This is a genomic window from Paenibacillus nitricinens (genome assembly GCF_052056485.1).
In the GTDB taxonomy this organism is placed as follows: Bacteria; Bacillota; Bacilli; order Paenibacillales; family Paenibacillaceae; genus Paenibacillus_AQ; species Paenibacillus_AQ nitricinens.
Genome location: NZ_CP183948.1, coordinates 6024828 through 6040145, shown reverse-complemented (window position 1 = coordinate 6040145; position 15318 = coordinate 6024828). Strand labels below are relative to the sequence as shown.

General features: G+C 43.3%; 7 protein-coding genes. 6 read left to right on the top strand and 1 reads right to left on the bottom strand.

Going from position 1 to position 15318, the window contains the following annotated elements:
• Nucleotides 1–44: 44 nt before the first annotated feature.
• A complete protein-coding gene (locus ACN6KS_RS26845) occupies nt 45–3656 on the top strand; it encodes an alpha-amylase family glycosyl hydrolase (protein ID WP_440960837.1) in 3612 nt (1203 codons plus the stop codon).
• Between the two features lie 83 nt (nt 3657–3739).
• On the opposite strand, the gene ACN6KS_RS26840 is transcribed toward ACN6KS_RS26845, so the two are convergent.
• Nucleotides 3740–4333, bottom strand: a complete 594-nt coding sequence (locus ACN6KS_RS26840) for a YdeI/OmpD-associated family protein (RefSeq protein WP_094874692.1) — start codon at nt 4331–4333, stop codon at nt 3740–3742.
• 185 nt (nt 4334–4518) lie between these two features.
• On the opposite strand from ACN6KS_RS26840, the gene ACN6KS_RS26835 reads away from it, so the two are divergent.
• From ACN6KS_RS26835 to ACN6KS_RS26815, 5 genes are all read left to right on the top strand, one after another.
• Entirely contained in the window at nt 4519–5397 is an 879-nt protein-coding gene (locus ACN6KS_RS26835) for an aminoglycoside phosphotransferase family protein (protein WP_094874691.1), read from the top strand.
• A 229-nt stretch (nt 5398–5626) separates the two neighbouring features.
• Nucleotides 5627–6190 carry an alkyl hydroperoxide reductase subunit C gene (ahpC, locus tag ACN6KS_RS26830; protein ID WP_042192019.1) on the top strand — a complete coding sequence of 188 codons (564 nt, stop codon included), beginning with the start codon at nt 5627–5629 and terminating at the stop codon, nt 6188–6190.
• Between the two features lie 13 nt (nt 6191–6203).
• Nucleotides 6204–7733 carry an alkyl hydroperoxide reductase subunit F gene (gene ahpF, locus ACN6KS_RS26825; protein WP_440960836.1) on the top strand — a complete coding sequence of 510 codons (1530 nt, stop codon included), beginning with the start codon at nt 6204–6206 and terminating at the stop codon, nt 7731–7733.
• A gap of 266 nt (nt 7734–7999) precedes the next feature.
• Nucleotides 8000–8716 (top strand): purine-nucleoside phosphorylase, encoded by a 717-nt coding sequence (deoD, locus tag ACN6KS_RS26820; RefSeq protein WP_094874689.1) that lies wholly within the window; start codon nt 8000–8002, stop codon nt 8714–8716.
• Between the two features lie 294 nt (nt 8717–9010).
• Nucleotides 9011–15103 carry an S-layer homology domain-containing protein gene (locus ACN6KS_RS26815; RefSeq protein WP_440960835.1) on the top strand — a complete coding sequence of 2031 codons (6093 nt, stop codon included), beginning with the start codon at nt 9011–9013 and terminating at the stop codon, nt 15101–15103.
• Nucleotides 15104–15318: the final 215 nt, after the last annotated feature.

The window sequence follows — 15318 nt, the reverse complement described above, 5'->3', positions numbered from 1 at the left end:
GTTTGCACAAGTGGTTGCACCTAAATAATGAGGAGGTTATTTACTTGGGAAGACAACAATCTAGGCGGTTTGTTTCTTGGTTGATTATTTTTTCGCTTATTTTTAGTTTATTTGGTTTATCCGGCGGGGCTTCAGCCAGCAATACTGATTATACAGTCTCCTACACGAACTCCACAGCATCTGCTGTAACACTGCATTGGACCACGAATAACTGGACGGATATTGCCGATACGGTTATGACTAAAAATGGAACCACATTTACGGCCAACCTCAATGTTCAGGAAGGCGCCACACTCATTTATTGTTATCATATTACGGCCCCGACAGATAGTTGGGATAGCAACGGAGGGAAGAACTGGACGGTTGTTGTCCCGGTTGCTGGTAAATACGAAGCTGAGAACGCAGCCTTGTCAGGTGGCGCCAAAATAAATACGAATCACACCGGATATACTGGCACCGGTTTTGTGGATGGATACACAACCATAGGAGCAACAACCACCTTTAGTGTTCAATCCTCCGCGACTGGTACCTATAATGCCACGCTCCACTACGCCAATGGGTCTGGCAGTGCTAAGATCGTTTCCATTTATGTAAATGGTGTAAAGGTAAAGCAGACCACTTTAGCGAATTTGGCAAGCTGGGATGCATGGGGTGACCAACCTGAAACGCTCTCTTTACAGGCAGGCAATAATTCAATCGCCTACAAATATGACTCGGATGATACTGGGAATATCAATATCGACTATCTAACTCTTTCAGCCACAGCAACACCAACTTCTACCGCAGCACCAACATCAACGCCAACAGTGACTCCTACACCAACACCTACCGCAGCACCAACATCAACGCCAACAGTGACTCCTACACCAACACCTATCGCAACACCTACATCAACGCCAACATCAACGCCAACAGTGACTCCTACAGCAACACCTAGCGCATCTCTTACACCAACACCAACCGTAACACCTACCGCAACACCTACACCAAAACCAACCGTAACACCTGCACCAACGCCAACTTCGGCTGGCTTAACGGTTCATTTTAAGAAACCAGCAAGCTGGAGCTCAACGATCCGAATCCATTACTGGAATCTGAGTCCGACGACGGTTCCAACAAGCGGAGCTTGGCCGGGAATTCTGATGAAATCGGATGGGAATGACTGGTACAGCTATACTATTGCCAACGCCTCTGGCACAAGCCTTATCTTTAATGATGGCAACGGCAAACAGACCGCCGACTTGTCCCGCAGTGTAAAAGAGGGCTGGTATTCCTCGGATAATGTGTGGTATGACGCAAATCCAGAAATTCCGAAGATCCCTGTGATTTCAGTCTCTCCTACGCCTAAGACATATGATTCTGCTCAAACCGTGAAGCTTTCCAGTCTCAGTAGCAGCGATAAAATCTACTATACAACAGACGGGTCGACACCTATGACATCTTCTACCTTATACACGACTCCAATCCAAGTAGTCTCTACTATGACTATCAAGGCTTTTGGTGTGAACTCCTTAGGTCAAGCAGGCAGCGTAGGCACTTTTGCTTATGTTATTGACCTAAATCTCGACCTGCAAGCGCCAACGATTACAGCGAATTTACCTGTTGGAAATTCAAGCTCTGCAGTAACCGTATCTTTTAATATAAAAGATAACAAAGCGGCAACCACCACCGCATATTACACGGATAATGGTACGGAACCAACGGCTAACTCAAAAGTCTACATCTCAGGAAATGCTTTAACGGCTCTGGCAGGACCGTCCATCCTCATTAATAAGACGACAACACTGAAATTCCTAGTCGTCGACGGTGCGGGAAATGAAACGAAACAGAGCTTCGTCTACACGATTGGAAATAAAGGCGATTTCCGCGAAGACACCATTTATTTCGTAATTACTTCACGATTCTATGATGGTGATCCGAGTAACAATGTGCATTCATGGGATGATGCTAAGGCGGGGAATCCGGATTCAGACCCAGCTTGGAGAGGGGATTTTAAGGGATTGATCCAAAAGCTCGACTACATCAAAGCGCTCGGATTCAGTGCGATTTGGATTACACCAGTGGTGCAGAATGCCAGCGGGTATGATTATCATGGCTACCATGCGATTAATTTTTCCAAAGTAGATCCAAGGTACGAATCAGCGGGAGCCTCTTATCAGGAATTAATCAATGCGGCTCATGCCAAAGGGATAAAGGTCATTCAGGATATTGTCGTGAATCATACCGGTAATTTTGGGGAAGAGAATCTGTTACCTATGTTCAAAAAAGATCCAGCCGCAGCCGACACCGTGAATAATATGATCAAAATTACGGATAAACTGCCAGCCAACTACGATACGATGACCCCTGATCAACAATATCAGGCAAGACTCGCCATCATGAAAAATGCGGACACCAACAATAACATGTACCATACCGAAAAAAGTCTTTCCTGGGAATCTTATACCGTGCAGACAGGACAGATTGCAGGAGATGCCGTAGACTTGAACACAGAAAACCCTGTAGTGAATCAGTACCTAATTGACAGCTATAATCAATATATCGACATGGGTGTTGATGCTTTCCGGGTCGATACTGTGAAGCATGTTAGCCGGTATATTTTTAACAAATACTTTGTTCCTGCTTGGAAAACAAGAGGGGGCTCCAACTTCTTTGTCTTTGGGGAAGTAGCTACTCGGTACAGAGATGTGTGGAACAGTGGAATCCCGGCAATATCGACGCCATTCTATACATGGAAAAGCTCGAAAGCCTATCCGGGTGATGGACAAAATGACTACGCTTCCAATAAGCTGTCGGTAGAACAAGAGTGGGCGGATAACTCTACTACAACAGGACAGCCAACCTCGAACAATGCATTTTTACTCGGCAATAATTATCATGCGCCTGATTATTCGATGAAATCCGGTATGGATGTCATTGATTTTCCAATGCATTGGGCGTTCAAGACAGCACAGGAAGCCTTCAGTATGAGGAGTGGGGATCAATTCTATAACGATGCGACCTGGAATGTAACTTATGTTGACTCTCATGACTATGCACCTGACCAAGCACCTGAGAATCAACGGTTTGCAGGAACACAAGATACTTGGGCTGAGAATCTCTCCCTGATGTTCACCTTCCGAGGAATCCCTGCGATCTATTATGGTTCAGAAATTGAATTTAAAAAAGGTTCAGTCATCGATGTAGGTCCAAATGCTCCGCTCAGCTCAACAGGGCGCGCTTACTTCGGAGATCATATCGAGGGTAGCGTTACGGTTCAGGACTACGGTAAATATACAAACGCAACCGGCACACTTGCCGATTCATTGAACTATCCGTTGGCCAAACATATCAGACAGCTTAATTTAATCAGAAGAGCTGTTCCAGCCTTGCAAAAAGGTCAATATTCCACAGAAAATGTATCCGGTGATTTGGCATTTAAAAGAAGATACACCGACAGCACCAGTGGTATTGATAGCTTTGCATTAGTTACGATCTCAGGAAATGCGACATTTACCGGAATTCCGAATGGAACTTACGTGGATGCGGTGACTGGCGATACCAAAACCGTTACTAACGGCACAATCACACTGGAATGCTCCGGAAAAGGAAATGCGAGAGTCTATGTATTGAACGGTAGCGGTGGAATTGGAGTAACAGGAACCTACCTGAAATAGAATAATTCTGTCTTAGTAAAAAAGAGAAGAAGCAGCCTCAGTTCGGATTTCCCACCGTTCTAAGGTTGCTTCTTCCTATAACATTAATCATTTAATCCTTTTCCATCCAGAATTTGCGGCATCCATTTTTCAACTCTAGAGACTCGAGTTTTGGACTGCTTGGGTTCAGAAAAATGATGAAGATAGGCTCTTTGTCGTCCAGGCGTCAAAGCTTCGAAAGCAGTTTTCAAGGCAGGCATTTCATCGAGTTTATTTTGAAATTCATCAGGAATGCTGAATTCCGTGTTCTTTTTAAATTCTACTTCCAAGCCAGCCTTTTCAACTTCGATGGCTTCATAGATATAGTCTTTTATGATATTTTCTTTTTCTAGGATCTCTTGAACATTGGCGAACCGAATCTGGCGTGCTGCTTGAACATTCTCCGTTTGTTGAATCAGAATCCCATGGGTATCCTTTAATAAGACACCTTTATGAAACAGCAGCGCAATATATTCTTTAAATCCATGGATTAAGACTATGTTTTTGTTCTCTAACGTATAACAAGGATGCATCCACTTAAAATCTTCGGTTAATTCACAATCAAGGACGATATTTCTCAACGTCTCGTATTCTTCCTGCCACTGTTTTACTTTCCTTAAAAATCCGTCTACCTTAGGATTCGTTTTGCTATTTGTCATTAAGGAACACCCTTCTTCCTCGTAATTATATTATGTTAAAAAACCTTTCAACTGCTTCTTTCTTAGCTTGTCCCTTTTGTGACTGATCTAAATGCAGAGATTGCAAGTAGATACTAGTAAGACTAACATAATATTAGATGTCTCTTACGAAATTGGCTAGTAAAACTTAGGATAGGGAGGGTCTTATGAATACAATTACCGTTGATTTAGTTGCGAGATTAATAAATGAACAATTTCCCGCATGGTCCAGTTTAGAGATTAGACCGGTAAAATGCAGTGGGCATGATAATCGAACGTTTCATTTAGGCGAGCATATGAGCGTGAGGTTACCCAGTGCGGCAGCTTACGCTCCACAAGTGGAGAAAGAACAACGATGGTTGCCTATTTTAGCTAAAGAACTTACACTACCGATTTCAACACCATTAGCTAAAGGGGAGCCTAGTGAAACATATCCATGGCCTTGGTCTATCAATAAGTGGGTAGAGGGTGAAACATTAACGTATCAAAATATTAATGATCTTAATCAAGTCGCTAGAGATTTAGGAGCATTTTTAATCGAATTACAATCTATTGAGGCTAGTGGAGGACCTTTAGCAGGAGCGCATAATTTCTATAGAGGTGGATCTTTAGCTGTATATGATGAAGAGTCTAGACACGCACTGGAACAGAATAAAGATATTTTTAATGAAGGTAAGTTGAAAAAAATTTGGGAGACGGCATTAGATTCTAAGCGGAATTCGCAGCCGGTTTGGGTTCATGGTGATATTGCGCCAGCGAATATTTTGGTTGAGAATGGGAGGATTTGCGCCGTCATTGATTTTGGAATCTTGGGGGTAGGCGATCCTGCTTGTGATGCGGCAATGGCTTGGAACTTTTTTGATAAGGATAGCAGAAAGGTATTCAAGGATGTATTAAAGATGGATGAAGGGACTTGGAACAGAGCAAGAGGATGGGCTTTATGGAAAGCATTAATTACATATCATGGAAATCGATCTTCTAACCAAAAGGCAGCAAAGGAATCCTTAACTATTATTAATTCTATAGCAGATGACTTTGAATTGTAGAAATTGCTCTACATAAAACGTAAAAACTAACCCATACTAGCTCATAAGTATGATAATTTATGAACATTTAGCGACTGACAACGATTATCATATTAGAATTATTATAAATAACTTGACAGGCCTTAATTTGGTTAATTATAATAATTACAAATAGTATTCAGATATGTGATGTTTGCAGATTTGAATATTGTGCTCACAAAAAATAAAACTTAAAGGAGATTTAAATAATATGTCACTAATCGGAACAGAAGTCCTACCCTTCAAAGCAAGCGCATTTCAAGATGGGAAATTCATCGATGTATCAGAAGAAAACTTTAAAGGTAAATGGAGTGTAGTTTGCTTCTACCCAGCTGACTTTACATTCGTATGCCCAACTGAACTTGAAGATTTGCAAAACCAATATGAAACCCTGAAACAATTGGGTGTTGAAGTATATTCCGTTTCCACAGATACTCACTTTACACATAAAGCATGGCATGAAAGCTCCGCAGCTATTGGCAAGGTAAAATACATCATGATCGGCGATCCTTCTCATGTGATTTCCCGCAACTTTGATGTATTGATCGAAGCTGACGGTCTTGCTGATCGTGGTACATTCATCATTGATCCAGACGGTATTATCCAAACCGTTGAGATTAATGCTGGTGGTATTGGTCGCGATGCTAGTGCACTTGTTAACAAAATCAAAGCAGCACAATATGTACGCAATCATCCAGGTGAAGTATGCCCAGCTAAATGGTCTGAAGGTGCAGAAACTCTTAAACCAAGTCTGGATCTTGTAGGTAAGATTTAAGGAGCGAAAGCTAATGAAATTAGATCAAGAAATAAAAGCTCAACTAGCGCAATACCTAGAACTCTTGGAAGGCGACGTAGTACTGAAAATCAGTGCAGGCACAGACGAAGCCTCGCAAGAGATGGAAGCGCTGGTTGATGAAATTGCCAAAATGTCAGCTAGGATTTCGGTAGAAAAAACCGAACTCCCTAGAACCCCAAGCTTTAGCGTAAATCGTGTGGGTGAAGATACGGGCGTAACCTTTGCTGGAACTCCGCTTGGACATGAGTTTACTTCATTAGTGTTGGCTCTGTTGCAGGTTAGCGGAAGAGCTCCTAAGGTGGAGCAAAGTGTTATTGATCAGATTAAAGGCATTAGTGGCGAATATAAGTTTGAAACTTATGTCAGCCTAAGCTGTCATAATTGCCCTGATGTTGTACAAGCATTGAACCTAATGAGTATCTTCAATCCTGGCATTACACATACGATGATTGACGGCGGAGTGTTCAAAGAAGAGGTAGAGCGCAAAGAAATTATGTCTGTTCCAAGCGTATACCTTAACGGTGAATTTTTCGAAAGTGGTCGTATGACGGTTGAAGAAATTCTAGCTAAAATGGGTAGTACTGTGGATGCATCAGAGTTTGACAACAAAGCACCGTACGACGTGCTTGTTGTTGGTGGTGGTCCAGCAGGCGCAAGTGCAGCAATATATGCGGCACGTAAAGGGATTCGCACAGGTATTGTTGCTGAACGTTTAGGCGGACAGGTTAACGACACACTTGGTATTGAGAACTTTATCAGTGTGAATTACATTGAAGGTCCTCAGCTAGTGGCTAAACTCGAAGAGCAAGTGAAAGAGTACGGCATTGATGTGATGAAATTACAACGTGCTACACGTTTAGATAAGAATGAATTAATTGAAGTTGAACTCGAGAACGGTGCTGTTCTAAAGAGTAAGACGGTCATTCTATCGACAGGTGCTCGTTGGCGCAATATGGGTGTGCCTGGTGAAGCTGAATTCAAGAATAAAGGTGTAGCCTACTGCCCACACTGTGATGGTCCTTTATTCGCAGGCAAAGATGTTGCCGTTGTCGGCGGCGGTAATTCTGGAATTGAGGCAGCTATTGACCTTGCGGGTATAGTGAAGCATGTCACGGTTCTGGAATTTGCTCCAGAGCTCAAAGCAGATGCTGTACTGCAAGACCGTCTCTACAGCCTTCCTAATGTTACTGTACTTAAGAACGTGCAAACGAAAGAAATTACCGGAACTGATAAGGTAAATGGTATTTCTTATATCGATCGCGCAACAGAAGAAACTCACCATATCGAATTGCAAGGTGTATTTGTACAGATCGGTCTGGTTCCGAATACAGATTGGTTAGGTGACATGGTTGAACGTACTCGCGTTGGCGAAATCGTTGTAGATAGCCATGGTGCCACAAACGTACCAGGAGTATTTGCTGCTGGCGATTGCACTAATAGTGCTTATAAACAAATCATCATTTCGATGGGATCTGGTGCAACTGCAGCTTTAGGTGCATTTGATTATCTGATCCGTAACTAATCGATACGGTTAATAAAAGCAAAGATCCAAAGCCCTCACTTTTCACAAAGTGGGGGCTTTTTTATGCGCCAATGAGCAAATAAAATCAAGGGGATTACGAACCAAATGATAATTCGATAGAGAAGATGGAGGAAATCAAAATAATGTTCCAGAAACTAAATGAATTGCGAATAAATTATAACAAAAGAATATTTTAAACGTATATTTAAATTCATGGATGGTATAGTAAGATAGTAGTTGAGTAACAAACTTAGGAGGAATAAATTATGTCGACACCGCACAATGCAGCACAAAATGGTGAAATCGCCAAAACAGTATTAATGCCAGGAGATCCGTTAAGAGCGAAGTATATCGCAGAAACCTATTTGGAAAATCCAACCCAATTTAATACGGTACGGAATATGTTTGGATATACAGGCACTTACAAAGGTAAAGAAGTGTCAGTAATGGGTTCGGGAATGGGAATGCCAAGTATCGGTATTTATTCTTATGAACTATACAAAAATTATGGTGTGGAAAACATCATTCGTATCGGTAGTGCAGGTGCCTACACAGATAAATTGAATTTATTTGATGTGGTACTGGCAGATAGTGCCTGGAGTGAATCTACATACGCCTATGTGCAAAGTGGTGTAGAAGGAGACGTGCAGCTGCCAAGTAAAGAATTGAACGAAGTCATTGAAGAAGCAGCTAAACGTATTAACAAGCCAATTTTAACGGCGAGAATTCATTCAAGCGATGTATTCTACCATGAAGACAACGTGCCCGGCCACAATGAATTTTACAATGAACATGGCTGTGTATGTGTAGAAATGGAGAGCTATGCATTGTTCCATAATGCGAAAGTATTAGGTAAACAAGCGGCATGTATTCTTACTATTTCAGATTCATTAGTGACTCATGCGGTAACCACGGCTGAAGAAAGACAAAATTCTTTCAACAGCATGATGGAAGTTGCATTAGAAGCAGCGATTTCTCTTTAACAATAAAATATAAGAAGCTATGTGCATTCTCATAAAAAACCTATTGAATACAGGATGAAGACCTGATATTTAATAGGTTTTTTTCTCATTTGTAAAGTCATGGAAACCACATGTGCGCGATAAAAAGATTCTTCATTTTTAATCAAAATTTAATGTTAAATTCATAATAATTCTCTCGGATTATACCGATATAAAAAACAAACCAAATGGCTAAAAAGCTTAGAAAAGACATTCAATTTCCATATGGTGGAACTGTTGATTTATATTATGGTGTAATGCCAAAGGGGGAAACTTGTGTTTAAGCGGAGTGGCAATCTTTTATTAGCAATAAGTTTAGTATTTTCTATCGTAAGTTCTCTATTTATGCCTGGAGTAACGGATGCAGCACCCAGCAATAGCAATATCATTGATCAAAGTTCCACATCAGCTGGAGATTTGAACAGTGTTGCATTTGGCAATGGTATTTTTGTTGCGGTGGGCCAAGGAGGAATATCTACTTCAACGAATGGTGTGGATTGGTCTATCTCTAAAAAGGTGGGAAGTCCCAAGCTTAACTCAATCGTGTTCGCTAATGGGCTGTTCTTAGCTATCGATGGCAGTGAAAAGGCAGTATATAAGTCAGCCGATGGTGAAAGCTGGACCAAAACTACGTTATCGATCACTCCGGAAAGACTGAAAGCGGTTAATGGAAAATTCTTTGTATGGCAGTCAGTATATAAAAATGGTACCAATCCACCTTCTTATGATGTAACTCTTCTGCAATCCTCGGATGGCGTTGTCTGGACAGATACAAGAATTACTTCTACCAATACAATATTCGGTATGCAAATGTTAACGGATATTGCTTACGGACAGAACAAATACGTAGTCTCTGCTAACAATGCAGTCTATTACACCTCAACAGATCTGATCAACTGGACAACGGTTACCTTAACCAATCTAGTGATCGACCACTATAATTCGAATTGGCCTTTTGTTACGAATGTAATGTATTTAAAGGATCGTTTTTTTAGTTATATCGTGACTCCTTTTGCTAAAAAAGTATTTACCTCTACAGACGGCGCTAACTGGACCGTTGATGCTTCATGGGATAATAAGCAATTTTATGGGGGGGCTTCTTTAAATGGGAGCTATTTGTTATATGGACAAGGGGTAATTTATAAATCTGCTGCGGCTCCGTTGGACAGCACCCAGTGGACATCTTCGGATACCCATACAACAATGATGGTGAACAATATGGTTTACGGAAATGGCAAATATGTTGCCTCAGGGGGCAGCGGATTGCTGGTTTCTTCTGACCTATCGGCGTGGAGTAATGTCAGCGGCAATCTGAAAAGTATTGCTAAGGATGGTGATGGTAATTATATTGCCGTCTCATCCGGGGAATATGGTTCTATCTACAAATCTAATAGCTCCGCAGTATGGAATGATGTCACTTCCTCAAAGCTGCCGGGAATGAATGCGGTCACGTATGGAGCAGGGAAGTTTATTGCGGTTACAAATAAAGAAAACTACAATCTTAATGCCAAAGTGGTTACCTCGACTAACGGTGACACTTGGACGGTGACAGATAGCGGTGTGCAGGACAATTTAAGCGGCGTCGCTTTTGGCGCAAATCAATACGTTGCTGTTTCTGATTATGGTGGAATTTACTCTTCAGTAAATGGAAACGCATGGACAGAGCGATTTAAGAACGGGGATTATGCGTTTAATACAGTAACCTACTTGAATAATCAATTTGTAGCTCTCGGGATGAATTACAATCCTAGTACCTATGAGCCCGATAATGTTGTTATAGCAAAATCATCAGATGGTGTACAGTGGGGTACGCCCTTAGAGATTGGTTTTCCAAATACCTCTTTAAAGGGAATTGCCTATGATGGTAGAGCTTATATTCTGGTTGGAGAAGATACACTTAGTCAGCAGGCGGTAATTCTAACCACAGAAGATTTGGTAACTTTTACGAAGGTTACAATATCAGCTGATGCATTAAATAATATCAGCTTTGGTAATGGGAGTTTTCTGGCTGTTGGATTAAAAGGTGAGTTATTCACTTCGGCAGATGGATCCACGTGGACTCAGGAAACATCAGATCTTACCTCTAATCTTAATGGCATCATTTATGATGGTAATAATTTTAAGGTCGTGGGAGATCATTTTACCAAAATGACCTTAAACCTAGGACCTACTCTAGCATACAGCCTCACCGCAACAGCGGCGACTTTAACCCCTGTTGTAGGTGTGGATAATGCGATCACTTTGACAGTGAAGAATTCGCTGGGCGATACAGATACAACATTCACCGGAACCAAAGAAGTGACGGTAGCGGGTTATGGTGCTGCACCAGACGGAACGTACGGAAGTTTTGGGGGGACCGCTTTGGCGGCATCACCGAGCAAAATCAACGTAAGTTTCGTTGAAGGTGTAGCTCAGGTGAACCTGAAGCTGAACAAAGCCGGAGCGCAAGCTGTGGTGTTCAGCCAAGCAGGCGTAGCATCGCCAGCGGCAACAGCGCTGAACATAATTTCAGTTGCAGGCAGCACAGCGACGATGAAGCTGACCACAGGGGTAAGTGCGCCGCAGACGAATGGCGGCAGCTTCGCTAAGCAGCCAGTCATTACGCTGCTGGATCAGTTCGGTAACGTGAATACGAGCGATAACAGTACAGTTGTTAGTGTTTCGAAGAAGGATGCAGGAAGCTGGACGCTGACGGGGAATATGACGCAGACCGCAGTAGCGGGTATCGTCACGTTTACCGATCTGGGAGCTACGAATGCAGCTGGAATTACCGGAGCACAGCTGGCGTTTGATGCTACTAATCTTGCACAGATCACCAGCGTTGCAGTGAATCTTCCACAGCCACAGGGAGCATACAGCCTCACCGCAACAGCGGCGACTTTAACCCCTGTTGTAGGTGTGGATAATGCGATCACTTTGACAGTGAAGAATTCGCTGGGCGATACAGATACAACGTTCACCGGAACCAAAGAAGTGACGGTAGCGGGTTATGGTGCTGCACCGGACGGAACGTACGGAAGTTTTGGGGGGACCGCTTTGACGGCATCACCGAGCAAAATCAACGTAAGTTTCGTTGAAGGTGTAGCTCAGGTGAACCTGAAGCTGAACAAAGCCGGAGCGCAAGCTGTGTTGTTCAGCCAAGCAGGCGTAGCATCGCCAGCGGCAACAGCGCTGAACATGATTTCAGTTGCAGGCAGCACAGCGACGCTGAAGCTGACCACAGGGGTAAGTGCGCCGCAGACGAATGGCGGCAGCTTCGCTCAGCAGCCAGTCATTACGCTGCTGGATCAGTTCGGTAACGTGAATACGAACGATAATAGTACAGTTGTTAGTGTTTCGAAGAAGGATGCAGGAAGCTGGACGCTGACGGGGAATATGACGCAGACCGCAGTAGCGGGTATCGTCACGTTTACCGATCTGGGAGCTACGAATGCAGCTGGAATTACCGGAGCACAGCTGGCGTTTGATGCTACTAATCTTGCACAGATCACCAGCGTTGCAGTGAATCTTCCACAGCCACAGGGAGCACAAAGCCTCACCGCAACAGCGGCGACTTTAACCCCTGTTGTAGGTGTGGATAATGCGATCACTTTGACAGTGAAGAACTCGCTGGGCGATACAGATACAACATTCACCGGAACCAAAGAAGTGACGGTAGCGGGTTATGGTGCTGCACCAGACGGAACGTACGGAAGTTTTGGGGGGACCGCTTTGGCGGCATCACCTAGCAAAATCAACGTAAGTTTCGTTGAAGGTGTAGCTCAGGTGAACCTGAAGCTGAACAAAGCCGGAGCGCAAGCTGTGGTGTTCAGCCAAGCAGGCGTAGCATCGCCAGCGGCAACAGCGCTGAACATAATTTCAGTTGCAGGCAGCACAGCGACGATGAAGCTGACTACAGGGGTGAGTGCGCCGCAGACGAATGGCGGCAGCTTCGCTCAGCAGCCAGTCATTACGCTGCTGGATCAGTTCGGTAACGTGAATACGAGCGATAGCAGTACGGTTGTGACTGCGTCGAAGAAGGATGCAGGAAGCTGGACACTGACGGGGAATATGACGCAGACCGCAGTAGCGGGTATCGTCACGTTTACCGATCTGGGAGCTACGAATGCAGCTGGAATTACCGGAGCACAGCTGGCGTTTGATGCGACAGGTCTTGCAGAGATTACTAGTGCAGTTATTGACCTTACCTGGCCTGAACTTGCTGCGCCAAGTATTGAGACTGTGACGGCAGGGAACGGACATATTCGTATTACTTGGAGTCCCGTATATGGTACCGATAGTTACGCTGTATATCAGTCTACAGCTTCAGGTGTTTATGGAGCTGAGGTAGCTACTATAAGTGGCTCTGAGAACAGTTATGATGCTGTAGGGTTAATTAATGGAACTGCTTATTATTTTATTGTTAAGGCTGTTAATCCTGACGGTATCAGTCCAGCTTCCAATGAAGTAACTAGAACGCCTCAGGTTCCAGCACCAGGTGCGCCAATCCTTCATTCACCTGTGGCAAGTAATGGCCTCATCGGCTTAACATGGGATCCGGTGAAGGGTGCAATAGGATACACTATCTACCAGGGGATTTCTTCTGGAATCTACGAGACGAAAGTAGCTACGGTGAGCGAATCGGTATATAACTATGATGTGACAGGGCTAATCAATGGCGAATCCTATTATTTCGTAGTTAAGGCATCCAATCCGGGAGGGGAGAGTGCAGCTTCTAACGAAGTTAGCACGAAACCAAGAACATCACCATCTGCACCTACGGACTTAATAGCAGTAGCCGGAGATGGCGAGGCAACTGTAACATTTGCAGTTCCTGATTCGAACGGGGGAACCCCAATTACGAATTATGAGGTTACTGCTTCTCCGGGTAATATCGTAACGGTTGGGGCAACAAGTCCAATAACGGTAACAGGTCTAGCGAATGGAACAACTTATTCGTTTTCAATTAAAGCGATTAATAGCGCTGGTAGTAGTGTAGCCTCTGAAGTTTCGAACTCCGTGACACCGAAGTCATCAACGGAGGTTGAGATTACACCTACACCTACACCTACACCTACACCACAAACACCAACATCAACAACGGCTCCAACTGTAACTGCAACACCAACACCATCAAGTAATATCGTTGAGGTATTGGTGAACGGTAAGGTTGAAAATGCCGGAACAGCAACGGTGTCTGAGCAAAATGGACAGACGATTACAACGATTGTTGTGGATCAGGCGAAAATAGAGCAACGTATCGACAAGGAAGGTCAGAATGCAATTATAACTATTCCTGTAACTGCTACCTCAGATGTGATCATTGGAGAGCTAAATGGTCAAATTATCAAGAATATGGAGCAAAAACAGGCACAGTTAATCATTCGTACTCCAAAAGGAACTTATACGTTGTCAGCAGCACAGATTGATATCAGTGCTATTTCAGAACAGTTTGGCACAGGCATTGCTCTAAAAGATATGAAAGTGCAAATTTCAATTTCTGTTCCTACTGCGGATGTACTGAAAAGGATAGAAATGTTGTCAGAAAAGGAAGGGCTAACGCTGGTAGCTCAGCCATTAGATTTCACAGTGAAGGTTACTTACGCTGGGAAAACTATTGAAGTCACTCAGTTTAATACTTATGTAGAAAGAACGATTCCTCTTGCGGATGGCGTAGACCTGAAGAAGATCACAACTGGACTAGTGTTTGAAGCGGGAGGCACGTTCCGTCATGTACCGACGCAGATCGTTGTTATTGATGGTAAAGGTTATGCGAAAATACACAGTTTAACGAACAGTACGTATTTCATAGTTCAAGATCCGCAGAGCTTCAAGGATGTCACCACCCATTGGGCTAAGGATATTGTTAATGAAATGGCATCACGTAAGGTTATTAATGGTATCGGCAACGAGTTGTTCAACCCTAGTCAGGAAATTACACGTGCAGAATTTGCAGCTATTATCGTTCGTGGATTGGGATTGAAGTTAGAGAGAGGCACTACAACCTTTACAGATGTAAAGATCTCAGATTGGTATAATGATGCGGTACAGACAGCTTACTCCTATAAACTAATCGATGGTTTTGAAGATGGAGCTTTCCGTCCAACAGACAAAATTACTCGCGAACAGGCGATGAGTATGATTGCTAAAGCTATGATTATTACCGATTTGAAAGCTAAGCTTCCTTCCATAGAAGCGAGTGAGCTGCTGCATTCTTACACGGATGCGATTGAAGCATCGGGATGGGCTAAGAGTGGCATTGCAGATACTCTGCAAGCAGGAATTATCATAGGTAGAAGCGGAAATGTACTCGCGCCAAAAGCCTTTATTACGAGAGCGGAAGTTGCGGCTATCATTCAAAGATTACTACAACAATCAGATTTGATTTAATTCACGGTTATGGTTTCAGAGGATCCTTCATGCAGGTAGAGCTGCGGAGGATCCTCTTTGTATTATTAGCTTAGACAGAGACTTCTGGCTGAGGATGTCCCTCTTCTGCTTTGTTATTGACAAGAAGAAAAATCCAGATCATAATAACATATGAGCACTTATTCATATGTTATTATGATCTGGAGCTTTTGAATACCGCTGTGCGCGCATACAAA